Here is a 25,281-nt window from a genome sequence, read left to right as displayed (position 1 = left end):
CCCTACCTCGACACCATTGGCGACTCATCCCGCAGGGCCGACTGCATGGCAAACAGGGTGGCGTAGGGGCCATTGCGGGCCAGCAGTTCGCTGTGGGTGCCCTGCTCGATCGCCCGGCCCTGCTCCAGGTAGATCACCTGGTCGGCCTGGGTGGCCAGCGATAGATCGTGGGTGATTAAGAAGGTGGTGCGCCCCTGGGCCAGTCGGCGGAGGGCGGCGACGACGGCCTGCTCGTTGGCGTTGTCGAGACCGGTGGTGGGTTCGTCCAAAATCAAAATCGGGGTTTGGCGAATGGCGGCACGGGCGATCGCAATCCGCTGCCGCTGCCCGCCCGACAGGGTGGCCCCTCGCTCGCCCACCACCGTGTCGTAGCCCTGGGGCAGGGCGGTAATAAAGTCGTGGGCGTTGGCCAGGTGGGCGGCGGCTTCGATTTCGTCCTGGCTGACCCCGGCCACCCCGTAGGCAATGTTTTCGCGAATGGTGGCGGCAAACAGCAGGCTCTCTTGCAGCACCACGCTGAGCTGGGGGCGCAGGCTGTCGAGGGTGACGTCGCGAAGGTCGTGACCGTCGATCAGCACGCGGCCAGCCGTGGGGTCGTAGAGGCGCAGCAGCAGGCTCATCAGGGTCGATTTGCCGCTGCCGGAGGGGCCGACGACGGCCACCTGCTGCCCCGGCGGCACCGAGAGATTTAGCCCCTTCAGCACCGGGTGACCCGGTTCGTAGGCAAACCACAGATCCTCCAGGCGCACGGCCCCGGCGAAGATGGGGGCAGGGCGGGCGGTGGGGCGATCGCGCACCTCCGGCTCCGTCTGCATCACATTCAGAATCCGCTCCCCCGAGGCCGCCGCCTTGGCCAGCCGTCCGGTGTACTTGGCGAAGTTCTGCACGGGCTTAAAGGCGTTCTTCAGGTAGCTCAAAAACACCAGCACATCCCCCGGCGAAAGAGCATCGCGAATCACCAGCTGCGCCCCTGCCCACAACACCAGGGCCGTGCCCAGGGCGATCACCACATCCACCGTGCGCTCCAGGTGGGCGGCCAGGCGCTTGGTTTCCACCACCTCGCCCAGGCTGCGCTGGTTTTGCTCCGCAAACGTGTCGGCAAAGGCGTCCTCCAGCGACAGCGCCTGCACCAGCTTGATCGCCGCCAGCGACTCCGCCGCCGTGGCCGCCACCGCCCCCTCCCGCTGGCGCTGCTGGAGCGAGGCCCGGCGAATGCGCTGGCTGAACCGGGTCGCCGCCAGCCAAAACAAGGGGAATGTAACGGTGGACAGCAGCGCCAGCCGCCAATCCAGCCAGATCATCACCGCCACCATGCCCACCAGGGTCAGCAGGCTTGACACCAGGGGCAGCGCCGCGGTGATCAGCACCTCCTGCATGCGGCTGGCGTCGCCGCTGACCCGCACGATCAGGTCGCCGCTGCGGGCCTGGCTGTGGTAGCCCAGGGAAAGCCGCTGCAGGTGGCGGTAGAGCTGGTTGCGAATTTGGGTCATCACCCGGCTGCTGGCGATCGCCAGACTCACCGTATTCCAATAGGTCGCCACCGCCCGCAGCCCCGTCAGCGCCACCATCGCCACCACCGCCCCCGCCAGCAGCACCGCCGGATCCCACCCAGCCAGGGGAGCCAGCCGCACGGGGTTCTCCCCCCGCGTTGGCACCAGCACGTAGTCAAAAATCACCTTCATCGGCCAGGGCTCCAGCACCCGCAGACCCACATCCGCCAGCAGCGCCAGAGCAGACACCGCTAGCAACGGCCACTGGGGACGAATGATCGGCCAGAAGTAGTGGCCAAATTGCCACAGGCCAGGGACAGCTTGGGTGAGGGAGGCAGTGCGATCCATAGGGAGGGAGTAAGGGGGTAGGGGGTAGGAAGTGGTGAGAGATTAATCAATGGCACCCAGGCCAAGGCTGCCTACAGGCCCATTGGCAGTACAGAGGTTTAAACCGATGATCGATACCTCCTTTCCGTGAGGTGCAGGACGACGGAACGTCCTGCTCGACGGGGGTCCGGGGCCAGCGAAATGGCCCCGGCGTTAACTCTGGCTTCCCACCAGATCAGCGGTGCATTGCTTCGCTTTGGCGTCAGCCTCGCCCTAGCGATATGCGCCCTACAGGTTGGGGGTGGGTGGCGGAATGGGCCTGGGCGATCGCCAGAATCTGCCCCGCCACCCCATCCCAGGTGTGGTGAGCCAGAATGTGCTGCCGGGCGGCACGACCGAGAGCTTGGCGGCGATCGGGCGATCGCCACAGCCACTCCAGCGCCGCCGCCAGCGCCCCATCATCCCCCGGTGGGCACAGCACCCCCGTCACGTTGGGTACCACCAGGTGCCGCAGTTGGCCAATGTCGCTCACCACCACCGGCAACCCCGCCGCCATGTACTCCACCACCTTCAGCGGCGAAAAGTAGAAGTCGGTGCTGGCCGGGTAGGGGGCTACCGCCACATCCATCTGCGCCAGCAGAGTCGGGATCTGCTCCGGCGGCACCGCTCCCGTCAGCCGGGTCACCGCCTGAAGCTGCCGCCGCGACAGATCGGCCTCCAGGGCTTCTCGCTCTGGGCCGTCGCCCACGATCAGCAGCCGGGCGGTGGGCACCCGCCGATGGAGTTGGTCAAAGGCGTTGACCAGGTGGGTCAGACCGTGCCAGGGCTTCAGGGAACCGACAAACCCAACGGTGAAGGTGTTAGAGGCATTGACCAGGGTGGGGCGATTGCAAAACCGACGGGGGTTGACCCCGTTGGGAATCACCGTCACGCGATCGCCCGCGACCCACCGGCTGAGGTACTGCTTCACCTCCTCCGACACCGCCACGATCGCCCTCGCCGCCCCAAAGGCCCGTTTCGCCACCTGCGCCGCCCCATCGGCATACACCAGCCCCCGGTGCTGGGCCTGCTCCTCAATCAGGGGGGCATTCACCTCCAGCAGACCCGGAATGCCCTCGGCCTGGGCAAACTCCATGGCGCTGTAGCTCCACAGCGAGTAGCGCTCGTAGATCAGATCAAAGGGGGCCGCCAGCGCCAGCTCAGTCCGCAGGTCGGCGTTGATCGCCAGGGCGACCCGTTCTCGCTGGGCCAGGTCGCCCTTGGGCACCGGGGGCAGCGGATACCGAGGAATATCGACCAGATCCACGGGCGGATCGCCGCCCCAGCGCACGGCAAACAGCTCCACCGTGGCCCCCTGATTTCGCAGGGCGCGAATCACCTCCTGCACGTGGATCGAGCAGCCCTTGTGGCCAAAGACGGGAATGCCGGGGTCGGCACAGACGTAGGCAACGCGCATGGGTTACACCTCCTGAAGCTGGGGAATGGGCTGAAAGTGCGATCGCAGCTCGGCGGCATTGCGGGCAATGTCAAACTCGGCCTCAATCAGCGATCGCGCCCCCGCCGCCAGCCGCTCCCGCAGCTCCGCATGCTTCAACAACCGCTGGATTGCATCGGCCAGCCCCTCGCTGTCCCCCTGCCCCACCAGCAGCCCCGTCTCGCCGTCGCGCACCACCTCGGGAATGCCCGTCACATCGGTGGCCACGCAGGGGGTGCCCAGGGCCATCGCCTCCAGCAGGCAGGTGGGCAGCCCGTCGCGGTTGCCGTCGGCCCCAATCACATAGGGAGCCGCAAACACCGCCGCTTTCTCCATCAGGGCGAAGACTTCTTGCTGGGGGCGCGGGCCAAGGATTTCAACCCAGTCGTCCAGATGGAGGGATTGGATCTGCGATCGCAGCGCCCCCTCTAGCGGTCCGGTGCCCACAATCTGGCAGCTAAACGCCACCCCCCGCTGGCGCAGCCGGGCACAGGCGTCGATCAGGTGGGTGATGCCTTTCTTTTCCACCAGGCGACAGACCGAGAGAATGGTGGGCGATCGCCCCGCCGGAGAGCGAAACCGCAGCTCCGAGAGATCCATGCCGTTGTAGATCCGCCGCACCCGGCCCGCATCGGCCCCAAACTGCCGCCGCAGGTAGGCCAGGTTGTAGTCGCTCACCGTTACCACCGAGGCCGCATCCCGCAGCTTACGCCGCAGATCCTCCGGCTCCACCGACTCGTGAAAAATGTCCTTGGCGTGGGCGGTAAAGCTGTAGGGCACCCCGGCAAAGTGAGCCGCCAGCCGCGCCACGCTGGTGGCCACACTGCCAAAGTGGGCGTGCAGGTGGGTAATCCCCCGCTGCCGAATCTCCTGGGCCAGCCACGCCGCCTGGTACACCACGCTGGAGCGCTCATTGGCGGCGTAGTTGAGCTTCTCCCACAGGTCGGTGAACACCTTCGCCGCCTCCTTCAGCTCCGACCAGAAGTAGGTGGCCGAGTTGGGCGTCAGCGTGGCGATCGACGGATTGCTGCGCCCCTGGGCGGGTTTGCGCAGGTAGGTGACCGGGGCACGCACGCGGGAAATTTTGTCCTGAAAGTGGGTGTCCACCGGGGGCCGCAGGGCAAAGATGTGAACCTCGGTGCCTGCTGCCTCGTGGGCGAGGATCTCGTTGACGATGAAGGTCTCGGAGTAGCGGGGGTAGCGTTTGACGACGTAGGCGATGGGCATGGGGTAGGCGGGTAGGTGGATGGGTGGGCGGGTTGATGGGTGGGCGGGTAGGTGAGTAGGCGGGTGGATGGGTGGGCGGGTAGGTGAGTAGGCGGGTTGATGGGTGAGCGGGTTGATGGGTGGGCGGGTTGATGGGTGAAGTGAGTAGTAGGGTGCATTCGCGGCTCATCAATTTGCGCAATTCCCCCAGGTCTCTGTCTCGGAGCCGCAATGCACCATTCCACTGGGGTTTCGGTTCTGGAGGCACAATGCACCGCTTTGCCAGGAATTCGAGCCTTCAAAGCATCGTTGCAGTGGGTCAAGATCCCAGAGTTCTTAGCCTCTTGGCTACGGTTTTGGGATTGGCTGGGACAGGACCCTGGGATCTGTCCCAGCGTCAGCAGGCCTGAGAATCGGGCATCGCGCCCACCGCCAGCAGCTTTTGCAGTTCCACCACCAGGTTGTCGAGGCCGCTGAGGTTGATGGGCGGCGGACTGTCCGAGGCCACAGGCTGGTGCAGCCATTGGGTGATGCAATCAGGGCTGAGATCGGCGGGGTGCAGCACGTCGATGAGGCCGTGGCGGTGGAGGCGGTCGGCGCGAATCCACTGTTCCTGGCGGGGGCTAACGCGCGGCACCACCAGGGCATGCTTTTGGTAAGCCAGAATTTCGCAGGTGGTGTTGTAGCCACCCATCGCGACAACCCGGCTGGCCTGGGCGAGCAGCAGCGTGGGCTCGGCCAGGTGGTCAACCAGGCGCAGCCGGGGATTGTCCTGGGCCAGGGTGCGCAGCTGCCGCTGGGCCTCAGGGGGCATAAACGGGCCCATTAGCAAAACACCTGTGGTGGCGGCGGGAAAGATCGCTTGGGCAAAGGCGGTGGCCAGGGCCGCACCGTCCTGGCCACCGCCGACCTGACACAGAATCAGATCATCGGTGTCGGGCAGACCCAGCTGCTGTATCTGGCTGTGGGCGATCGCCGTTGAGGCCCGCACTCGGGGGTCCAGGTAGCCCAGAGGCCGCATTTTGGCGACAATGTCGGCGGGAAAGCCGTACTCCCGGCGCAGGTCGTAGATCGAGGGGTCACCGTAGATCCACACCGTGTCGTAGTAGCGGCGAATGGCCGCCATATTCTCGGCCCGGTGCCAGTCGCGGCGCACCGTAGCCGGGGTGTCCAGCACATCGCGCAGGCCCAAAACGCAGCGGGTGGGCAAATGCCGTCGAACGTAGTCCAGCGTGGCGTCGAGTTCACGTATGGCCCCCCGCGGCACGTTGTCTACTATCAGCAGGTCGGGACGAAAGTTTTTGACGGTGGCTAGAATCAGCTGCGATCGCAGCCTGACAATCTCCTTCAGCTCCAGGCTGAGCCGTCGGGCCTGGTACTGACCGTCGGCCCGCTTGGAGAGGGCGGGCAGGGTTAGCGTGTCAATACCGCTGGGTAAGGGCATCGCGTTGGCCTCACCCATACCGCTAATCAGCAGAATATCGGCCTCCAGATCGGCCCGACCCAGGGCCTGAGCAATCAGCAGGTTGCGCCGCTTGTGGCCCAGACCCATAGTGTCGTGGGAATACAACACAATGCGCGATCGCCGTCGTGGGACCGCAGAACCAGCGCTGCGATCGCGGCCTCGAGCAGGCGCTGCGATCGCCAGCCCAGCCAAATCAGGTGTCGGAGGAGCGATCAAATTCTGAGTGCGGTGCCTTACGCGCAAAATAGCCTCCTCGATCAAACCAAAAAGCCTCAAGTTAAGCCATAAAGAGCAGAAAGCTCGGAAAAAAGTTCCTAAAAGCCTTGAATTCTTTCTATTTCTAGCTTTTTGAGGTCTTTTAGCCTATTTCTCCATCTTTCAGTATGGACAGGCGTTCTAAACAACCCGTGAAAGTTCGATGAGAGCCTTCTCATCCAGTTGAATGCAAGCCATTAGAGTTGTGACCTGCACCCATCCGAGTTTGTGCAGTAGTCATTTTGAAGTTGGGTTGCTAAAGTAAATAAGCTTTGAGGTTTGTAAAGAAAGCATTAACAATGCTTATTAATTGAACTGTTCGGTGATATGTAACTGGGCCGGCTTGACCGGTAGGGAGATGCTGGAGCCTATGTCTGCAACAACCATTTTTTGCGATTTTGACGGTCCCATTGCCGACGTTTCTGAGCGCTACTACGCCACCTACCGCCAAGGGTTGGAGTGGGTGCAGGCCCAGGCTCAGCTCCAGGGCACCGAGGTTGCCATTCGCTACCTGTCAAAAGCTCAGTTTTGGACGTTTAAGCAGAACCGGGTACCCGATCGCCAGATTGCCCACTGGTCGGGCCTGGAGGCGGGACATATCGATGCCTTTCTGACCCAGGTGAGCTGCATTGTCAACCATGCCACCCTGCTCGATCGCGATCGGGTACAACCCCAGGCGCGGGCTGGGCTGGAGTTGCTGCGCCAGTGTGGCGTCCGGGTGGTGCTGGTCACCCTGCGCCCCCCCGACCAGGTGATGCAGTTTCTAAATCAGCACGATCTGCACTGGGCGATCAGCGATCTCTACGGCATGCCCAGGGTAGATGCCGCCTACACCAACCAGGCCAGTCACAAGGTCGAGCGGCTCCGGGCCGCGATCGCTACCCAGCGCCGCCAGGGCTACGACTTGCGCCACGCCTGGATGGTTGGCGACACCGAGGCCGACATCATGGCCGGTCAAACCCTCGGCATCGACACCGTTGCCGTCACCTGCGGCATCCGCAGCAGCAGCTACCTCCAGAGCTTCCGCCCCACCCACCTGCTGCCCGACCTCTGGACGGCCTGCCAAAAGCTTCAGCAGCGGACCATCCTAGCCCGCCAGCGAGGTTAGTCGACAGTTCTTTTGGGGCTGCGATTTGGTTCCTAGGCCATCAGAGACTCTGGATAACAGCTCCTAGGGTTCCGACGGGTACCGATCCCACCAGCGGTTGAGGGGATAGTACAGCGCTGGGGCCCACAGACTGCTCAGAATCGCCGAACTCAGGGCGATCCGCTGATGGTAGAGCCAGATCCCCCCCAGGGGCGGATAGAGCGAGTCAACCGACAGGAGTTGATCAAGGCTAATTTGCAGGGCCAGCACCGTTTCAGCAATCACCGCCATCGCAAAGACAATCAGCGCCACCGACACAATGTCTTCCTGCAGGTAGCGCTGCTTTTGCAGCCGCGCCGTCAGCACGCCCACCACAATCAGGCTCAGGGTATGGGTGGGGTGGGGCGAGGTCATCGCATCCTGCAGCAGGCCCAGCACCAGCCCGGCCACAGCCCCCTGCCACTGGGTGCGCTTGATGCTCCAGGCCACCACCCAGATCAACAGCCAGTGGGGAGCAACTCCCAGCAGTTCCATTCCTGGTATGCGACTGGGCAGCAACAGCAGACAGACCAGCACCGACGCTGTCGTCACTGCACTGTTGATAACCCAGGGCTGTTTCCACAGCGGCCGGGAGGAGACACGAACGACTGAGGTCATGGGCTGGCCTCGTCAGTATTGTCTGGAATAGTGCCATTTTCAGGCAGAGTGCCCGGCAGCACGGGAGCATCCACCACTTCCTGAGGTTCAAAGGGATACACAATGGCCCACTCCAAAATGGGCAGTGGCGACGATAGCTGAATGACCGCCTCGGGGGCCGGACTTTTGGTCAAATCGATCGACTCGATCCGCCCGATGGGAATGTCCCTGGGAAACAGGCGGCTGTAGGAGGAGGTGACAATGACATCGCCAGTGTTAACGTCGGGCAATTTCTCAAAAAACTCGATCACGACCCGGTTGTTGGACTGGCCCCGCACCACCCCCATAGCCCGACTGCGGCTGACCTTAGCCCCTACCCGACTGGTGGGATCGCTGATCAGCAGCACTCGCGAGGTATTGGGAGACACAGCAATGACGCGGCCAATCAGCCCGCCTGGCCCCGTCACCACATGCCCCACCGCAACGCCCTGGCGGCTGCCGCGGTTGAGCACTATTTGTTGCCACCAGTGGTCGGCCGACCGACCGATCACGGCGGCGCGGATTCCCTCGGAGACAGCAGCGGCTTCATAGTCCGCCATGGTTTGCAGAGAGCGGTTCTGGTTCTCCAGCTCCACAATCCGCTGCTGTAGCTCAAGAATGTAGCTGTTCTCAAACTGTTGTTCCCGGCTCAGTCCCGGCTGCAGGGGTCGGGTTAGCCAGTTGTAGGCTTCGTAGATCAAGGCACCATCACTGGCCCGCAAAAGCCAAGCTGAGGAAACGGCCAGAGTAACCATTCCCGCCTTGAGGGCATGACGTGTCCACCAGCGGCGTAGAGCAAACATAGGTTCTGGGTAGATGACGACGTTGGCGCAACCCTACAGGCTCGATCGCCCGCTGAATACCCGCCCCATCTGGCTAAAGTTTTCTAGTACCCGCCCGGTGCCCAGCACAACACAGCTCAGCGGGTCAGCCGCCACGTGCACCAAAATACCGGTCTCGTGGCTGATCAGGGTGTCTAGACCCTTGAGCAGAGCACCGCCCCCGGCCAGCATGATGCCGCGATCGATGATGTCGGCAGCCAGTTCAGGGGGCGTGCGCTCCAGGGTGCGCTTCACCGCCTCCACAATGACCGACAGGGGCTCGGCCATACTCTCACGAATTTCGGCACTCTTGACCGTCACGGTGCGGGGCAGGCCCGACAACAGGTGCAGACCCCGCACATCCATGGCAATTTCGTTGTCGTCGGGGCTCGGGTAGGCGGAGCCGATGGTGATTTTGATTTCTTCGGCGGTGCGTTCACCCACAACCAGGTTGTGCACTTTCTTCATATAGCTGGAGATGGCTTCGCTGAGTTCGTCGCCTGCCACTCGCACCGATTCGCTCAGCACCGTGCCCTGCAAGCTGAGTACAGCGACCTCGGTGGTGCCGCCGCCAATGTCAACGATCATGTTACCGGTGGGCTCGGCTACGGGGAGCCCAGCCCCAATCGCAGCGGCCACCGGCTCATCAATCAGGTAGACCGTGCGGGCACCAGCCTGCTGAGCGGCATCCATCACCGCGCGCCGCTCAACGCCGGTAACGCCGCTGGGAATGCCAATCACGATGCGGGGCGACACCAGCGTACGGCCTTCGTGCACCTGGCGAATGAAGTGTTTCAGCATCAGCTCGGCGGTGTCAAAGTCGGCGATTACACCGTCGCGCAGGGGACGCAGGGCCATCACGTTGCCGGGGGTACGACCGAGCATACGCTTGGCCTCTTCTCCCACCGCCAGGGGCTTCTTTTCAACCTGGTCGATAGCAACTACAGAGGGCTCTTGCAGGACCACTCCTTTGCCAGAAACATATACGAGGGTATTGGCCGTGCCCAGGTCAATACCCATGTCGCGAGAAAATCTGTCGAAGAGAGCCACAGGCAATCACGCCCCTAAACTAAGAAAAAACAGTGAACTAACCCTGAGCGCCACCCTGAGGACTAACGCTGATGTCGAAGTGGATTCTATTACGTTTCGTATCGATGCGTCCAGTCAGGAAATAAGTATCTGTGGGAAGAAAAATTGAGGACTAACAACCAATGGTGGCGCAGTGAGCCTTTGAAGGATTGAAACAGTTGCCCAAGGCCTAGATGTTAACGGCCTGATCATTGACGCTGGGGAAAACTCAGGAGTTCCCCAACAGGTTACCCAACTCCTGGATCGCGGCCTGACGGATGATCGGGGTTTCGCCTACAATGCGGGGACGTGCGTTGAGCAAGTGACGATGACAGTTAACGTAGTAACCCTGGTAGGCCGGGTCGGCGCTGACCCTGAGGTCAAGTACTTTGAATCGGGCACGGTGGTGTGTAACCTGACGCTGGCGGTGCGGCGGCGTTCGAGCCGCGACGACAAGCCCGACTGGTTCAACCTGGAGCTGTGGGGCAAAAATGCCGAAGTAGCGGCCAATTACGTGCGCAAGGGCAGCCTGATCGGCATCAGCGGAGCCCTCAAGCTTGACCACTGGCAGGATCGTTCCACTGGGGCCGCCCGCTCCAAGCCCGTGGTGCGAGTCGATCGCCTCGATCTGCTGGGCTCTCGCCGCGACAACGAGTCGGCAATGCCCTACGGCGACGACGAATTTTAGCCTTTGAGTAGGCTCTTCCCCCGCCGTTGGTTTATGCACGAGTTGGCCTGCAACCATTACAGGGTTAGCAGGCTTTCGATGCCAGGGCTTGTATGGGCCCAGACCAACTCGTAGTTGAACTCAATCAAGGGTTCCTGGCGCAAAATCGACACCCCCGGATAGCGCAGCCCCGGCACCACTGGCGCATGGCCCACGCCCACGCCCCCTGCCACCATGGCCAGGGCATCGGCCATGGTAGAAACATCAATAGCGATGGTGGGCTCAAAGCCCGCCTCGGCGGTGTAACGCTTGTAGTGGTCGTAGATGATCGGCTGGCGATCGCGATCGGGCAGAATCACCGGATAGCCCGCCAGGTCGGCCCAGGTGACGGGTTCTTTTTCCTCCAGGGGATGACCCGTTTGCACCATCACCGCCAGGGGCACCGTACACAGGTGGCGGTGGTGCAGGCCGATGGGAATCGCCACATCCCAGGCGATCGCCGCGTCGATATAGCCCTCCGCCAGAGCCGCGCCAATGTCGCGCTCGTCGATGCGCCGCAGCGCCACCCGCGTTTCGGGGTGGGCGCGTTTAAACTCTGCCATTAACTTTCCTACCGGCGGCTGCTCGGTACCGATCACCATACCCACGGTCAGTGAATTGATGCCGTCCACCGCTCCCGCCTGGGCGGCCCGCACCGCCATATCGGCGTAGGCCACCGCCTGCCGGGCCGATTCGAGAAAGCCCCGCCCGGCATTGGTCAGCGACACCTCGCGGGAGGTGCGGTGCAACAGCTTGACGCCAATATCGGCCTCCAACTCGCTCAGCAGGCGGCTCATGGCGGGCTGGGAAATGCCGCAACGCTGGGCGGCGCGGCCAAAGTGCAGCTCCTCCGCCAGGGCGATGAAAGCGTTCAGGGTTTTAAGGTGCATTGATACCGAAAACGATATGAATTAATCAAAAACTGATATTTGTTTTCCTATTAATACCATGTTACATATTGATTGGCTTCACTTTAATACAGTTTTTCATACCCTTGCTTAGCCGTCTTGTGTTGGCTCTGCTGCATCACCCCCGGCAATAACGCACCCCACCCATTGCTTCTAACCCTCCACCTTCCCACCCACACCCATGACCGACCTACACTTCACCCCCAAAACCTTTGACCTGCTCGAAGGGCTGGCGGCCAACAACGAAAAAGCCTGGTACGACGCCCACCGCGACGAGTTTGAGGCCTATGTGCGCCAGCCCTTTGCGATGATGCTGGAACTGGCCACCGACTGTTTGACCCATGCCCGTGTACCCCTGGCGGGTGGGCCAAAAACCATGTTTCGCCAGAACCGGGATGTGCGTTTTTCTAAGGACAAATCCCCCTACAGCACCCACGTCAGCGGTGTGCTGACGCCCTCCGGGACCAAGGCGGAAAAGGAAGGATTGGTCTACGTGCAGCTAGAAGCCTCTGGTGGATTGGTGGCCTGCGGCTACTACAAACTCAGCCCCGCTGCCCTCGGTCCCCTTCGCGACAAAATTGTCGATTCGCCCGAGGAATTTGCCCAGGTTTTGAAGGACTTGGAGGAAGCAGGATTGTCCCTTAGCAATGAGGACAAGCTGACCAAAATGCCGCGCGGCTACGATGCCTATGCTGAGCACGACTACGCCGACTATATCAAGCTCAAAAGTTTTGTCGCCATGGTGCACCTGGGGCGCGGCGCATGGCTCGATGGCGACATCGTGGACTGCATTGTGGACTACGCCAAAAACTGCGCCTCGCTGCTGGAGTTTGGCCGAATTAATGAGAGTTAATTAATCTCGGTTTAGGATAACGCTGTCCCCTCCTTTGGAGGAGTCGCGTAGGTTGGGTGGAACGCAGTGAAACCCAACAGGGGTAAGTTTTGTTGGGCTACGCTCCGCTGCACCTAATCTACAAACTGAAGACTAAAAGAATCACTAGGGTTTAAACGAGAGTTTTGCCATGATCAAGACTGAAAACTTTGCCCAGGTGGAGGTGTCCTCCGTTCAGCAGTTGCGGCAGTGGCTGGAGGAAAACCACACCCAAACCGACAGCATTTGGCTGGTGACCTACAAAAAGCACATGGGCGCGAAGTACGTCTCGGTGCAGGACATTCTGGACGAGGTGCTGTGTTTTGGCTGGGTGGACGGCATTCGTCGTCAGCTGGATGAGGACAGAACCATGCAGATGATCTCGCCGCGCCAGGCCCAGCACTGGGCCAAAAGCTACAAAGACAGAGCCGAAAAGCTGATTCAGGCGGGGAAAATGCACTCGGCGGGGCTGGAGGCGATCGCTGCCTCCAAACGCAATGGCCTGTGGAACTTGATGGACGATGTCGATGCCCTGATCCTGCCCGTTGACTTGGTAGAAGCGATGGAATCGCACCCCCCAGCTAAGGAAATCTTTGAGAATTCTGCCCCGTCCTACCGGCGCAATGTGCTGCGCTGGATCAAGCTAGCCAAAACGACAAAAACCCGCACCCAGCGAATTGAGAAAGCGGCAATTTTTGCTGCCCAAAATAAAAAGATTCCGCAGATGTAACACCGAATTCTATTTAGTTACACCCAGTAGAGGCATTGCACTGCAATGCCTCTACAAGATTCCTGCTTTTAATCAAGGTTTGTCAATGCAGTTTCCCCCGTAGGGTGGGCACCGCCCACCATCACCCCCAATTCCAAAATTCACTGTTTCAACAGCCTACACTCGCCCCATTTACCTAACCAATAGCCGCCATGTCTGACTGCTCCCTGCCCGATGAAACTCTCAATCCTGCTAGCCCACTACCGCCCAGACCCCAACGATCCCTCAACCGCCGCTGGCTGGGGGGATTAGGAGCCGCTGGTCTGCTGCTGGCGGTGGGCCTACCCCTGGTGCAGAGTCGCCTGGGGGCTCAAGACTCTCCGGCGGACACTAGCGACATCACCGTTTTGGCGGTGGAAACCCTGACGGTCGAACCCGCCAGCAGCTACGACGTGGCCCGCGCCTACACCGGAGAAATTGCCGCCCTGCGCAGCAGCGACCTGGGCTTTACCCGCAGCGGCGAGCTGGTGCAGGTGCTGGTGGCCGAGGGCGATCGCGTCTCCGCCGACCAGCCCCTAGCCCTGCTCGATACCCAGAGCCTGCTCACCCAGCGCCGCCAGCTCGAAGCCCAACTGGCCCAGGCTCAGGCCCATCTGCTGGAGCTACAGCGGGGGGCGAGGCAGGAGGCGATCGCCGCCGCCCAGGCCCAGGTGCGCGATGTGGACAACCAGCTGGCCTTACAACAGCAGCAGCGAGAACGGCGAGAATTTCTCTACCAGCGGGGGGCAATTTCTAAAGAACAGCTGGACGAATTTTCCTTTGGGGCCGAGGCCCTGACCGCCCGCCGCGACAGCGCCCAGAGCAGCCTGGACGAACTGCTCAACGGCACCCGCCCGGAGCAGGTGATGGCCCAGCAGGCGGTAGTGCAGCAGCTCCAGGCCAGCATCGCCAGCATTGATGTGGACCTGACCAAGAGCACCCTGCGGGCACCCTTTGCGGGCATTGTCTCAGCCCGTCAGGTGGACGAGGGCGTGGTGGTGGCAGCGGGGCAGGCGGTGGTGCGCCTGGTGGAAAGCGAGGCCCCCGAAGCCCGCATCGGCATGCCCACCCGCGTCGCCAGCCGCCTCCAGATCGGTGAGTCGGTGACGGTGCTGGGGGAGGCTGAACGCTTCCCCGCTACGGTCAAAGCGGTGCTGCCGGAGGTAAACCCCGACACCCGCACCCAGAACGTGGTCTTGCAGCTAGAGCCGGGGGCGATCGCCCGCGTCAGCCCCGGCCAAACCGTGCGCGTGGAGCTCAGCGAAACCATGCCCACCGATGGCTTTTGGCTCCCCATCGAAGCCCTGACCCAGGACATTCGCGGCCTGTGGAGCGCCTACGCGGTGGTGCCCGCCGAGGCCGGGACCTACCAGGTGCAGCCCCGAGCGGTCGAGATTTTGCACCAGGAGAGCGATCGCGTGCTCGTGCGCGGGGCGCTGCAAGGGGGCGAGCAGGTCGTCCTCAGCGGCGTCCACCGCCTGGTGCCGGGACAGCAGGTCAGGCCACTCGGGGATTAGATCCCAGGGTTCTTCTGGGCGATCCACCCAGGTTTCAGGTTCAACACCAGAACCCTAGGATCTGCTCCCGGCAGCAAGCATTCTCTCCGTCCAGATCCCAGGGTTCTTCTTGGTGATCTACCCAGGTTTTAGCTCTAGCCCCAGAACCCTGGGATCTGCTCCCGGCAGCAAGCAGTCCCTCCGTCCAGATCCCAGGGTTCTCCTAGACGATCTACCTGCGCTTCAGGTTCAGCCCCAGAACCCTGGGATCTAGCCCCCCTTCACCCATCCACCCATCCACCCCCCACCCCCATGGTCCGCCCCTTCTTCACCAACATCCGCCTGCTCATCCTCACCGTCATCCTCATCGTCGCGGGGGGGCTGTCGGCCTACCAATCGCTGCCGCGCCAGGAGGACCCGGAGCTGGTGTCGCGGGTCGCCGTGATCACCACCGCCTTCCCTGGGGCCAGTGCCGAGCGGGTGGAAGCGCTGGTGACGCGCGTGCTGGAGGAGGATCTGGCGGACATTGAGGCGATCGACGTGATCGAGTCAGACTCGCGGGTGGGGTTTTCGTCGGTGTCGGTGGAGCTGGTGGACTCGGTGACGGACACCGCTCCGGTGTGGTCGCGGGTGCGGGACGAGATGGCGGTGGCGGCGACGCGGTTTCCGGCGGGGACGAGCGCCCCGGATCTCTCGGAGGTGCCCGTCAAGGCCTATACAGTGGTGGCGGCGCTGACCTGGGACCTGCCGGGGGAGCCAAACTACGCTCTGCTGCGCCGCTACGCCGAGGAGTTGGGGGTGGCCCTGCGGGGCATCGACGGCACCGAGGAGGTCGATTTCTTTGGCCGTCCCGACGAGGAAATTTTGGTGGAGATCACCGCGCCGGAGCTGGTGGCGGTGGGGCTGTCGGTCCAGGAGCTGGCCGATCAGGTGGCGCTCAGCGATGCTAAGACCAGCGCCGGACAGCTGCGATCGCCCCAGCAGACCCTGGCCATCGAGGTAGACAGCGGCCTGGAGTCCACCGAGCAGATTCGCCAGCTCCCCATTCGCAACGGGGACGGCCAGTTCACCCGACTGGGGGATATTGCCCAGGTGCGCCGGGGGGTGCGCGAGCCGCTGACTAACCTGGCCCTGGTGGGGGGCAAACCTGCGGTGGTGGTGGGGGCGATGATGCAGTCGGGGCGGCGCATCGATCAGTGGGGGGCCAGTGCCCAGGCGGTGTTGGATGACTTTCGCCGCCGCCTGTCGGGGGGCATCGGTCTAGAGGTGATCTTTGATCAGACCGACTATGTGGAGACCCGCATCAGCACGCTGATGGTGAACCTGCTGCTGGGGGCGCTGCTGGTGGTGGGGGTGACGCTGCTGACCATGGGCTGGCGATCGGCGCTGGTGGTGGGCACGGCGCTGCCCTTCACGGTGTTTGCGGTGTTTGTGTGGATGACGGTGCTGGGGGTGCCGATTCACCAGATGTCGGTGACGGGGCTGATTATTGCCCTGGGTCTGCTGATCGACAATGCGATCGTGGTGGTGGATGAGATTCAGGCGGATATTGCCCAGGGGGCCGAGCCGCTCCACGCCGCCACCGCCACGGTGCACCGCCTCCAGGTGCCGCTGCTAGCCTCCACGGCGACCACGGTGCTGACCTTTTTGCCCATCTACCTGCTGCCGGGGGCGGCGGGCGAGTTTGTCGGCACCATTGCCCTGGGGGTGATCTTGGCGCTGATTTCGTCGTTGGCGATCTCGCTGACGCTGATTGCGGCCCTGGCGGCGCGGGTGCTGGGTCGTCCCGCCCGGCAGGGGGGTGTCTGGGGCTGGCTGAATCGGCCTGGGGCCTGGTGGTGTGAGGGATTGTCGCTGCCGGGGGCGGCGCGGCTTTACCGCTGGTCCATCGCCCGCATGACGGCCCGCCCACTGCTGGCGATCGCCCTCTCCCTCTCCCTGCCCCTGGTGGGCTTCATCGCAGCGGGCACCCTGACCAGCCAGTTCTTTCCCCAGATCGATCGCGACCAGTTCCAGATCGAGGTCGAGTTTGCCCCCCAGTCCGCCATTGGGCAGACCCGGGAGCAGGTGCTAGCGGCCCGTGACCTGATCCTGGCCCACGACAACCTGGCCGATGTCCACTGGTTTGTGGGCGAAAGCGCCCCTAGGGTCTACTACAACATCCAGGGGGCGCGGCAAAACCAGCCTTACTACGCCCAGGCGATCGTGCAGCTCAAGGCGGCAACGGCCATCGATCCGCTGGTGCGATCGCTGCAATCGGAGCTGAGCGACCAGTTCCCCAACGCGCGCGTGATCGCCCAGAAGTTCCAGCAGGGGCCGCCCTTCGATGCCCCGGTGGAGCTGCGGATCTACGGCCCTAACCTGGACGAGCTGCGCCGCCTGGGCTTGGAGGTGCGCGGCCTGATGACCACGATTCCCAACGTGGTGCAGGTGCGCGACAGCCTCAGCGAAAACCGGCCCCAGCTGGGCCTGGTGCTGGACAACGAGCAGGTGCGCCAGGCGGGGCTGACCAATGGGGCGATCGCCCAGCAGCTCGACGCCTACTCCGAAGGGGTAACCGGCGGCGCGATTTTAGAAGCCACCGAAAATCTGCCGGTGCGGGTGCGGCTGGGGGATGCTGACCGCGCCAGCCTCTCCGCCCTGTCCAACGTCGATTTGCAGTCGCCCCAGTCCGCCACCCCCCGCCCCGCCTCGGCCCTGGGGGAGTTTCAGCTGGTGCCCCAGCTGGCCCGCATTGCCCGCCGCCACGAGCAGCGGGTCAACACCGTGCAGGCCTTCATCGCCTCCGGCACCCTGCCCAGCATGGTGCTGGCCGATCTTCAGCAGCGGCTGGAAGCGGCCAACTTTGCGCTGCCCCCCGGCTACCGCTACGAGTTTGGCGGCGAGGCCGAACAGCAGGACACCGCCATGGGCAACCTGGCGCTGTTTTTGCCGATTTTGCTGCTGGGCATGGTGGCGGCGCTGGTGCTTTCCCTGGGGTCGTTTCGCCAGGCGGCGATGATGGGCGTGGTGGCGGTGGGCTCCATCGGCATGGCGCTGCTGTCGCTGAAGCTGTTTGGGGCGGTGCTGGGCTTTATGGCGATCGTCGGCACCATGGGCCTGATCGGCATTGCCCTCAACGACTCGATTGTGGTGCTCACCGCCCTCAACGAAGACCGGGCGGCCCACCAGGGCGACCCCCGCGCCGCCCAGCAGGTGGTGCTGCGGGCCACCCGCCACGTGCTCACCACCACCGCCACCACCATCGTCGGCTTTGTGCCCCTGCTGCTGGAGAATGACCCCTTCTGGCGACCCCTGGCGATCGCGATCGCAGGCGGCATCTCGGGAGCTACCTTGCTGGCGCTGTACTTTGTGCCCGCCGCCTTTTTGCTGAGCAAACGGGGGCAGCGGGCCGGAGGCACCCTGGCAGAAACCGAGGGGCGATCGCTGTCGGCGATTCACTGATGGGGCGATCGCCCAAGCTGGGCCATCTCTGGAGTCTGCTCAGCAAAGATGAGCAGGTGGCCAGTGCAGTTGCCCGATTAAGCTGGGGCTCTATGTAGAGAGCGAGCGAAGTTTAAGACTTGCTGCTGCCTATCCTCCGGTAGTTCCTGAAGTAAGGCGACAATTCGATCGGCCAAGGGAGTCCAGGCTTTGGTAGCGTGCTGCCAAACCACAGCAAACTGCTCAAGCTTCAGGGCTAGAAGAGCTACGGTCTCTCCATGGGAGTTAGCAAACTCCACTTCATAGGCACAATCATAGGTTTCGACGATGGTGCCCTGGTCACTCGCCTGACGCTCAGCGTCAGGCAAATCAACCAGAAGCTCGACAACGTCTAGTAACTCAGGTTGTGTCATAGCCGTCTCCGAACATGCAGGGTGACCAGCCGAGCGAGGTCTTCACCGGGTTTCACAATCCATCCCGTGCGTACCGTTTCCCGCTGGCCTGGCTCCAATCCTATGATGGATAAATCAACTTGAGACCGGCCGCCATGGTCGTCTTCGATGCCTCTGACGGCTTGGCGTCCAAAGCTGGGCTTCAATTTGCTCCAGGAGGGGTTGAAAGGCTGCTTTGGTAAAACCGAGGTGTTGGCGAAACATCAGGGCTTTGTCTGCGCCTTTCAAGCTCTCGGGGCCGAGAGCATAGTCTGTTAATTTGCGCGGGTCAATCCCCAGGCGACTGACAATATCCCTTAGCTTCACGGAGTTTTGCCGTGTCAGAGCTACATCGCCATCTGTGGACGATTGCGCAACAGCTTCCCAGCGACTTTGAACCCCATGGCGATCGCGATCGCCATACAGACTGGAGCCAGCCTGTTCCTGCGGCTACAAGTATTTCCTACCCTTAGATAGCAGGCTTGGGATAGATTGGGGAGTCTGCGCGAACCCGGCCAACCCTAGAGCCAATGGGGAGCATCTGCCAATAGCAAGTTTGCGAACAACAGTTTACTTGGCTTCATCCCAATAAACTTTGGGAATGTTTAGAAAGAAACTGTTTAGAAAGTAATCTTTCATTTTTTCCACGCTGCCAGCCTCTATTTCCTGCTCCATTTCCTTCGTCTCTTGATGGATTCGCCTGACGTTATCCTTGCGGTCGAATTCATAGTAATAGAAGGCATCTTCGTAGTCAGTGTGGTCTCGCAGCATTTTAGCCAAGTACAGCCCGTCCTCCAAACTCAATGTAGCCCCCATGCCTGAATACGGGTCGGTGGTCTGAAGGGCATCCCCAATTAAAGCCACTCTACCAAAGGAAAACTTAGGCAGGGTGCCAACATTGAAGACTTGCTGGGGAAGGAACGTGCTGCTGTTTAAAATTAGCGTATCAATCGGCTCTTTAAAGTCGGAAAATTTATCGGCTAACTGCTGCTTAAACACCTCGACCGGTTTTTCGTCAAAATGCTTCTTGGGCACTTTTCGCTCCTGGCTTTGGATAAAGACCCACGAGAATCGTTTTTTAGCTGTGGGGTGGTGTTTGGAGATGGTGATGTTAAAGTCTTCTTCAAAGTAGGAAGCAAGATAGTCTTGATCCATAAAGACCTCTGCCTCTCCCAAAGTACCTACTTCAGCCATGCCAAATACGGCCCATTTTCCGCTATACCTTAAAAACTCATAGGGAAACGTGATTGCTCTGGTCCTGGAATGAGTGCCGTCCGCACCGATCAGCAGGCTGCCGATCGCGGCAGTTCCATCCTCAAAGTAGGCAGTTACCGATTTATCATCCTGCTCAAGATTTTTCAGTCTTTTTGAAAAGTGAATAGGGATTCCTTTTCGCAGGGCTGCTTGATAGAGGACATCAATGAGGTGATGTCGCGCTACATAGATCAACCCTTCAGAAAAAAAGGAAGAATCCGGAACCAGTGAGCGAATGTCAAACAGCAATTCCCCTTGCTTATCCTTAAACTTATAGTTTTCCAAAGGATGGCTGTTTTCGTTTAGCTGTTGTCTCAGTTGTTCGCCCAGATCCAGTTCATTAATCACATGGAAACCGTTAGGATGCACTGCGTAACTGGCGCCCGCCTCAGAAAAAGCCGATGCCTGTTCATAGATTTCGCTTTTTATGCCAGCTTTCTCCAAAAATAGGGCCAGTGCCAATCCACCGCTGCCGCCACCAATAATTATGATGTTTTCTTTCATCCTGCTGCTCCTGTGAGGACGTTGCTGCCAAAAATCAGGACGCCCAAATTTCCCTTTTTAGACGCTTACATTATCTATCCTGAAATTTTGGCACCATCCATAATTTGACAGATATCTTTGATCAGGGAGATTGCCAAATTCGGGTCGGACGATCGCTAGAAAAGCTTCTCCCTCTACGTCTGATAGGCCGTACTCGTGCCTATCAGGGCGATCGCCCGATAGGGGCCAGAACTTAAATTAATCCCAGCGCACTTCGGTTGCCAGCAGGGCAATCCCGGTGGCGATCGCCTCTGCATCCAGTTCTGCGTAGCTAAAGATAAACTCGTGGCCGGGGCTCTTCCCCAGGTACTGTGGGGCAGCGGAGATCAGCCCCACGCCCGCCCGCTCCGTCCGCGCGATCAGCTCTACATCCGGTACCCTGGTCTGGAACCGCACCATCATATTCAGCCCAGCCCTGTCGCCCAGAATGGTAGCGCGATGGCCAAAGTGAGTCTGCAAGGCCATCACCAGGGCCTGCCGTCGCTGGTCGTAGAGCGATCGCATCCGCCGAACGTGGCGCTCCAAATGCCCCTCAGCAATAAACTCCGCCAGCACCGCCTGCTCCAGGCCGGGCACCTGGCGATCGGCCAGCCACTTCGCCCGGCTAAAAATCGGCACCAGGGCCGGGGGCAGCACCATATAGCCCATCCGCAGAGCCGGAAACAGCACCTTCGAGAAGGTGCCCAGGTAAATTACCGACTGCCCGCTGCCCAACCCCTGCAACGCTGGTATGGACCGCCCTCCATAGCGGTACTCGCTGTCGTAGTCGTCTTCGAGGATCAGGGCGCCCTGCTGCTGGGCCCAGGCCAGCAGTGCCAGCCGACGCGGCAGCGACAGCACCACCCCGGTGGGAAATTGGTGGGAAGGGGTGACATAGACCAGTCGAATCGGGCCAGTCGCCTCGGCCAGGGTATCCACATTCATTCCATCCCCATCTACCGGAACGGGGTGAAGGTGGGCTCCCTGGCTGGCAAAGATACGGCGGGCGCTGAGGTAGCCGGGTTCTTCCAGGGCCACGGTGTCGCCGGGGGAAACCAGCAGTTGGGTGGCCAGGTGCAGGGCCTGCTGGGTGCCGTTGGTGATCAAGATCTGGTCGGGGTGGCACTGCACGGCGCGGGCCTGGGCGAGGTAGGCGGCGATCGCCTCCCGCAGGGGCCTATGGCCCATTGGGTCGGTGGCGTAGTCGAGCCAGTCCGCCCGCCGACAGTGGCGCGACAGCAGCTGCCGCCAGATCCCCAGGGGCACCTGGTCGAGGGCAGGGCGACCATAGCGAAAGCTGATTGGGGTCTTGGGTTCTGGGCTTGGGCCAGCCGCGAAGTCCGCCAGGCGTTGCCCGTAGGCCGAGAGCACCAGAGATTGGGATGATGCCGGGGGAACAGGCTCGGTGCCGGGGGCGTGGAGCAGGGATTCGGGCAAGCGATCGCCCACGTAGGTACCAGAGCCGACCACCGTGTGCAGATAGCCCTCGCTGATCAACTGGTCATAGCTCTGGGTCACGGTGGCCCGAGACACCCCCAGGCTCTGGGCCAGGGCGCGGGTGGAAGGCAGGCGCTGGCGGGGAGCGAGTTGGCCCGTGAGAATTTTTTGGCGCAGGGCGCAGTAGATCTGCTGGTAGCAGGGCACCGGGCTGTGGGGGTCGAGCAGCAGGGTGAACACCATAGGGCCAAAGTGGACTGGTAGATTGGGTCAAAATTGGCTCTTGTGGGTTGCCAATCTGCTGCCTATGCTAGGCGAATAACGGCGATAGTCAAAGACCACCCAGAGGAGCGATCGCGCCAGGGTCACAAATCTGCCAGTAAGCTGTGGCGTAAAGCGGCCAACCATCCTGACACCTGACACCCCCAGCGAAAGGGGCCATATTTTCCCAGTCGATACTCGCTAGATGCCCCCCATGAAGACCCCCTCCACCGTCAACTTTCGAGCCGCTACCCCCCAGGAGGACGGGGTAATTGCCGAGCATTTTTACCGCATGTGGCGCGACCTGGGCATAGACGATGCGGCGATGTTGCCCCAGTGGCCCACCCTCTGCACCGAGTTCATCGCCCACGCCCGCCAACACCTGCACTACCGGGCTTTCGTGGCGGAGGTGGAAGGGGCCATTGTCGGCTCTGCCGGAGGACAGCGCTTCGCCGGGCTGTATCCGTGGATTATCGATTCCGCCCACCGCCAGTACGGCTACCTCTGGGGCGTCTATGTGGATCCTGACTATCGCCATCGGAGCATTGCCACCCGGCTGACCCAGCTCACCGTCGAGCATTTGCAGGGCATCGGCTGCACCAAAGTGGTGCTGAACGCCGCTCCCAGGGCCCGCCCGCTCTACCAGCGCCTAGGCTTTAGCGATAGCAACTTGATGGAACTCGATCTACGGGAAAAGGCAGAAGGATAAAGGCAGAAGGATGAATGAAAGGCTGATCAAGCAAGCGATTTATTTATCTGACATGTCCCAACCAATCTGCTTACAGCTCTAAATTCAACACAACTTCCATGACGCTTCCCCTGATTCCAGAATCCAACCATTTGAACGACTATCTCGCGCCCTCAGCGGTGATTGACTGGCAACACCCAACCATTCTGCCCTTGGCGAAATCCCTAACCCAGGGAATTGCCTCGGTTCCAGAGCAGGTCAGGGTGGCATACGAGTGGGTCAGGGATCGCATTTCCCACACCTACGACATTGGCGAGTCCCACGTCACCTGCACCGCCTCCGAAGTCCTGCACCAGGGCCACGGCTTCTGCTTTGCCAAGGCCCACCTGCTGGCGGCGCTCCTCCGCAGTTGCGGCATTCCCACCGGCTTTTGCTACCAGCGCCTGGTATTCGACGACGCTCAACCCGACCGATTTACCCTGCACGGTCTCAACGCCGTCTACCTAGCAGAGCACAACCGCTGGGTGCGCCTCGATGCCCGGGGCAATAAACCCGGTGTACAGGCTGAGTTTTGCACCAATCGCGAACAACTCGCCTTCCCCATCCGCCCCCACTGCGGCGAAGTGGACTATCCCACCCTCTACCCCCAACCCCATCCCAAAATCATCACCGCTTTGCAAACCCACCCCACCGCCCCATCCCTCATCGCCCACCTCCCCGCCACCCTCTAACACCACCCGTCACCTCTTCACCCCTTTACCCATCCACCCATCCACCCCCAAACCCATGCTCCCCAACCCCCGCACCCAAGTCAAACGCCTCCCCCAGCGCGCCAGCTACGATGCCCAGCAGGTCTACGACATCCTCGATGAAGCGCTGATCTGTCACCTGGGCTTTGCCGTTGAAGGGCAACCCTTTGTCATTCCCACCGCCTATGGCCGACTAGAAGACCAGCTCTACATCCACGGTTCCCCCGCCAGCCGCATGCTGCGCACCCTCGATCGCGGCGTGGACGTATGCCTGACGGTGACACTGCTGGATGGGTTGGTGCTGGCGCGATCGGCCTTTCACCACTCGATGAACTATCGCTCGGTGGTGCTGTTTGGCACCGCCACTCGGGTGGATGACCCGACCGAAAAGCTGATGGCACTCAAGGCATTTACCGACCATGTGGTGCCCGGGCGATGGGCAGAGGTGCGCCCCCCCAACCCCCAGGAGCTAGCCGGTACCCTGGTGCTGGGGCTGCCGATCGCTGAAGCCTCCGCCAAGGTACGCACTGGCCCACCCATTGATGCGCCAGAGGATTACGCGCTGCCGGTGTGGGCAGGGGAGATTCCGCTGCAACAGACAGCGGCGGCCCCAGTGGCGGATGAGCAGTGTTTGCCGCAGCTTGAGGTGCCAGACTATGCAGCGACCTATCGGCGGCATAGTCAACGGTAGTGCGCGAACATGGCCTACAGCATTCCGTACCGGCGGCTCAAAGATCCTTGTGCAGGTGGATGAAATGGGGTTGAAAACCGTGACGCTCCCACACCGCTCGGGATCGGGGGTCCCCGTAGGCGACGGCCAATTCCAAGCGCCGGATCCCGCACGCTTGGGCATACTGCTCCACCCGGTTCATCAGCACCCGGCTCAGCCCCTGCCCCCGGTATGAAGGAGCTACGTCCAAGTCAGCAACGTAGACGTATTGCCGCCGTACAAAGATCGGCTCCTCCTCCTGTACTAAGCAAGTGACATAACCAGCGAGTTCGTTGCCGACTTCCGCCACCCAACCGAACTTCTTACCTGAGCCAAACTCAGCACCAAGACGGTGGGCCAAGTCTTCGACATCTATTGCCGGAGTATAGATGGGCTCATACACCGCCACTTCCGCTGTGCATTGAAGCCAAAGTCGTGCGATGGCCGCTGCATCGCTCACCTTCACTGTGCGGATCGTAATCTCATCCTTCACCATTGATAAGTCAACAGTTGCACTTCGGATACAGTGTCTCTTAGGCTAATAAGGTACGGTAGCAGCAATAGGTACACCAATAAAATGGGGTTGAATATAACTAGGGGTTCTAGAAAGCATTTAAAGAAGGGCATCAAGAATGAAATTGAACTTTGCGAATACTGCTCTTGCTTGCTTTAGGCTTCTTTCCAAAAACTCAACACTTTCTGCAATCTCGAGGATGAGGGGTCTGCCCATGGCTACAAAAGCTTAGGCCACATCTCTCTATTATGCTTGCTTTCACTTTGAATTGGTACAACTCAGCTTAGATGAGCAGATTTTGAATTTTAAAGGGAAGCAGGAGATTATGCAACTTAAAAATATACAACAAGCCCTCTCAGTGTTTTTTCCTGGAGAGTCAAAGCAATTCAACTATTTATTTATTAATCAAACTTGCCGATAGTAAGGCACACCTCGATAAACATATCGGGTTTTCCCACTACGCTTTAGAACTTCTGAGGTTAAGTTTATGTCGTGATATGAATGACCTATTGCTTTGTGAGACGCAGGATTGCACCGCAAAAGTCTAAGAATGATGCTGGGCAAGGCAAACAATTGCCCTTTTTCCTGAATCATTCTCTCGGCATAACAAGAACAAGACTCAGCATATAAGCAACAACCATCTGGAATATTCAGTATCTGTTTTAGACTACTATACCTATATGCTTTAACCATAAA

23 protein-coding genes and 1 pseudogene are annotated in these 25,281 nt (G+C 60.9%); 10 read left to right on the top strand and 14 right to left on the bottom strand.

Annotated features, from left to right (window positions below):
• Positions 1 to 2 precede the first annotated feature (2 nt).
• The 4 genes from NF78_RS09760 to NF78_RS09745 form a co-directional block, all read right to left on the bottom strand.
• Positions 3 to 1,838, bottom strand: coding sequence for an ABC transporter ATP-binding protein (locus NF78_RS09760; RefSeq protein ID WP_035985952.1), 1,836 nt, complete (start codon positions 1,836 to 1,838; stop codon positions 3 to 5).
• Between the two features lie 241 nt (positions 1,839 to 2,079).
• Complete coding sequence (locus NF78_RS09755; RefSeq protein WP_035985951.1) at positions 2,080 to 3,273, bottom strand: glycosyltransferase family 4 protein; 1,194 nt, start codon at positions 3,271 to 3,273, stop codon at positions 2,080 to 2,082.
• A gap of 3 nt (positions 3,274 to 3,276) precedes the next feature.
• On the bottom strand, positions 3,277 to 4,518 hold the full coding sequence (locus NF78_RS09750; protein ID WP_035985950.1) for a glycosyltransferase: 1,242 nt from the start codon (positions 4,516 to 4,518) through the stop codon (positions 3,277 to 3,279).
• 376 nt (positions 4,519 to 4,894) lie between these two features.
• Positions 4,895 to 6,205, bottom strand: a complete 1,311-nt coding sequence (locus NF78_RS09745; RefSeq protein WP_156119716.1) for a glycosyltransferase family protein — start codon at positions 6,203 to 6,205, stop codon at positions 4,895 to 4,897.
• A 382-nt stretch (positions 6,206 to 6,587) separates the two neighbouring features.
• Here NF78_RS09745 and NF78_RS09740 point away from each other — a divergent pair, with 382 nt between their 5' ends.
• Positions 6,588 to 7,325 carry an HAD family hydrolase gene (locus NF78_RS09740; protein ID WP_197064806.1) on the top strand — a complete coding sequence of 246 codons (738 nt, stop codon included), beginning with the start codon at positions 6,588 to 6,590 and terminating at the stop codon, positions 7,323 to 7,325.
• Between the two features lie 63 nt (positions 7,326 to 7,388).
• Here NF78_RS09740 and mreD read toward each other — a convergent pair whose 3' ends face one another.
• From mreD to NF78_RS09725, 3 genes are read right to left on the bottom strand one after another with little or no spacing between them, the layout of a single operon-like run.
• Positions 7,389 to 7,961 carry a rod shape-determining protein MreD gene (mreD, locus tag NF78_RS09735; protein ID WP_072016035.1) on the bottom strand — a complete coding sequence of 191 codons (573 nt, stop codon included), beginning with the start codon at positions 7,959 to 7,961 and terminating at the stop codon, positions 7,389 to 7,391.
• Positions 7,958 to 8,782, bottom strand: a complete 825-nt coding sequence (gene mreC / locus NF78_RS09730) for a rod shape-determining protein MreC (RefSeq protein ID WP_052050054.1) — start codon at positions 8,780 to 8,782, stop codon at positions 7,958 to 7,960. Before mreC ends, mreD begins: the two co-directional genes overlap by 4 nt.
• A 33-nt stretch (positions 8,783 to 8,815) precedes the next feature.
• Positions 8,816 to 9,850, bottom strand: a complete 1,035-nt coding sequence (locus NF78_RS09725) for a rod shape-determining protein (RefSeq protein WP_072016034.1) — start codon at positions 9,848 to 9,850, stop codon at positions 8,816 to 8,818.
• A 346-nt stretch (positions 9,851 to 10,196) separates the two neighbouring features.
• Here NF78_RS09725 and NF78_RS09720 point away from each other — a divergent pair, with 346 nt between their 5' ends.
• The gene (locus NF78_RS09720) at positions 10,197 to 10,556 is read left to right on the top strand and encodes a single-stranded DNA-binding protein (protein WP_035985947.1); all 360 of its coding nucleotides are present in this window, start codon (positions 10,197 to 10,199) and stop codon (positions 10,554 to 10,556) included.
• A gap of 56 nt (positions 10,557 to 10,612) precedes the next feature.
• Here NF78_RS09720 and NF78_RS09715 read toward each other — a convergent pair whose 3' ends face one another.
• Entirely contained in the window at positions 10,613 to 11,464 is an 852-nt protein-coding gene (locus NF78_RS09715) for a LysR family transcriptional regulator (protein ID WP_035985946.1), read from the bottom strand.
• A 199-nt stretch (positions 11,465 to 11,663) separates the two neighbouring features.
• Here NF78_RS09715 and NF78_RS09710 point away from each other — a divergent pair, with 199 nt between their 5' ends.
• The 4 genes from NF78_RS09710 to NF78_RS09695 all read left to right on the top strand — a co-directional run bounded on the left by NF78_RS09710 (position 11,664) and on the right by NF78_RS09695 (position 18,041).
• Complete coding sequence (locus NF78_RS09710) at positions 11,664 to 12,335, top strand: DUF2461 domain-containing protein (protein WP_035985945.1); 672 nt, start codon at positions 11,664 to 11,666, stop codon at positions 12,333 to 12,335.
• 169 nt (positions 12,336 to 12,504) lie between these two features.
• A complete protein-coding gene (locus NF78_RS09705) occupies positions 12,505 to 13,083 on the top strand; it encodes a YdeI/OmpD-associated family protein (RefSeq protein WP_035985944.1) in 579 nt (192 codons plus the stop codon).
• Between the two features lie 191 nt (positions 13,084 to 13,274).
• Positions 13,275 to 14,618, top strand: a complete 1,344-nt coding sequence (locus tag NF78_RS09700) for an efflux RND transporter periplasmic adaptor subunit (RefSeq protein WP_052050052.1) — start codon at positions 13,275 to 13,277, stop codon at positions 14,616 to 14,618.
• A 291-nt stretch (positions 14,619 to 14,909) separates the two neighbouring features.
• The gene (locus tag NF78_RS09695; RefSeq protein WP_052050051.1) at positions 14,910 to 18,041 is read left to right on the top strand and encodes an efflux RND transporter permease subunit; all 3,132 of its coding nucleotides are present in this window, start codon (positions 14,910 to 14,912) and stop codon (positions 18,039 to 18,041) included.
• 77 nt (positions 18,042 to 18,118) lie between these two features.
• Here NF78_RS09695 and NF78_RS09690 read toward each other — a convergent pair whose 3' ends face one another.
• Entirely contained in the window at positions 18,119 to 18,433 is a 315-nt protein-coding gene (locus NF78_RS09690) for a DUF4926 domain-containing protein (RefSeq protein WP_035985940.1), read from the bottom strand.
• Positions 18,430 to 18,778: pseudogene (locus NF78_RS33445) on the bottom strand (DUF6883 domain-containing protein). The gene NF78_RS09690 and the pseudogene NF78_RS33445 overlap by 4 nt, the downstream one beginning before the upstream one ends.
• A gap of 11 nt (positions 18,779 to 18,789) precedes the next feature.
• On the opposite strand from NF78_RS33445, the gene NF78_RS32935 reads away from it, so the two are divergent.
• Entirely contained in the window at positions 18,790 to 18,924 is a 135-nt protein-coding gene (locus tag NF78_RS32935) for a hypothetical protein (protein ID WP_263970574.1), read from the top strand.
• Positions 18,925 to 19,021: 97 nt separating this feature from the next.
• Here NF78_RS32935 and NF78_RS09685 read toward each other — a convergent pair whose 3' ends face one another.
• Positions 19,022 to 20,209 carry an FAD-dependent oxidoreductase gene (locus NF78_RS09685; protein WP_035985938.1) on the bottom strand — a complete coding sequence of 396 codons (1,188 nt, stop codon included), beginning with the start codon at positions 20,207 to 20,209 and terminating at the stop codon, positions 19,022 to 19,024.
• A 237-nt stretch (positions 20,210 to 20,446) separates the two neighbouring features.
• Complete coding sequence (locus NF78_RS09680) at positions 20,447 to 21,907, bottom strand: PLP-dependent aminotransferase family protein (protein ID WP_035985937.1); 1,461 nt, start codon at positions 21,905 to 21,907, stop codon at positions 20,447 to 20,449.
• A gap of 232 nt (positions 21,908 to 22,139) precedes the next feature.
• Here NF78_RS09680 and NF78_RS09675 point away from each other — a divergent pair, with 232 nt between their 5' ends.
• The 3 genes from NF78_RS09675 to NF78_RS09665 all read left to right on the top strand — a co-directional run bounded on the left by NF78_RS09675 (position 22,140) and on the right by NF78_RS09665 (position 24,053).
• Positions 22,140 to 22,634 (top strand): GNAT family N-acetyltransferase, encoded by a 495-nt coding sequence (locus NF78_RS09675; protein ID WP_035985935.1) that lies wholly within the window; start codon positions 22,140 to 22,142, stop codon positions 22,632 to 22,634.
• Positions 22,635 to 22,732: 98 nt separating this feature from the next.
• A complete protein-coding gene (locus NF78_RS09670) occupies positions 22,733 to 23,344 on the top strand; it encodes a transglutaminase-like domain-containing protein (RefSeq protein ID WP_035985933.1) in 612 nt (203 codons plus the stop codon).
• 55 nt (positions 23,345 to 23,399) lie between these two features.
• A complete protein-coding gene (locus NF78_RS09665) occupies positions 23,400 to 24,053 on the top strand; it encodes a pyridoxamine 5'-phosphate oxidase family protein (RefSeq protein ID WP_035985932.1) in 654 nt (217 codons plus the stop codon).
• A 37-nt stretch (positions 24,054 to 24,090) separates the two neighbouring features.
• On the opposite strand, the gene NF78_RS28145 is transcribed toward NF78_RS09665, so the two are convergent.
• Complete coding sequence (locus tag NF78_RS28145) at positions 24,091 to 24,567, bottom strand: GNAT family N-acetyltransferase (RefSeq protein WP_052050049.1); 477 nt, start codon at positions 24,565 to 24,567, stop codon at positions 24,091 to 24,093.
• Between the two features lie 423 nt (positions 24,568 to 24,990).
• The gene (gene yidD / locus NF78_RS33440) at positions 24,991 to 25,278 is read right to left on the bottom strand and encodes a membrane protein insertion efficiency factor YidD (RefSeq protein WP_225885346.1); all 288 of its coding nucleotides are present in this window, start codon (positions 25,276 to 25,278) and stop codon (positions 24,991 to 24,993) included.
• Between the last annotated feature and the right edge of the window lie 3 nt (positions 25,279 to 25,281).

The organism is Leptolyngbya sp. KIOST-1 (genome assembly GCF_000763385.1).
Taxonomy (GTDB): domain Bacteria; phylum Cyanobacteriota; class Cyanobacteriia; order Phormidesmidales; family Phormidesmidaceae; genus Nodosilinea.
Note: the sequence above shows the minus strand (reverse complement) of the source record. Positions and strands in the feature narration are given on the sequence as shown.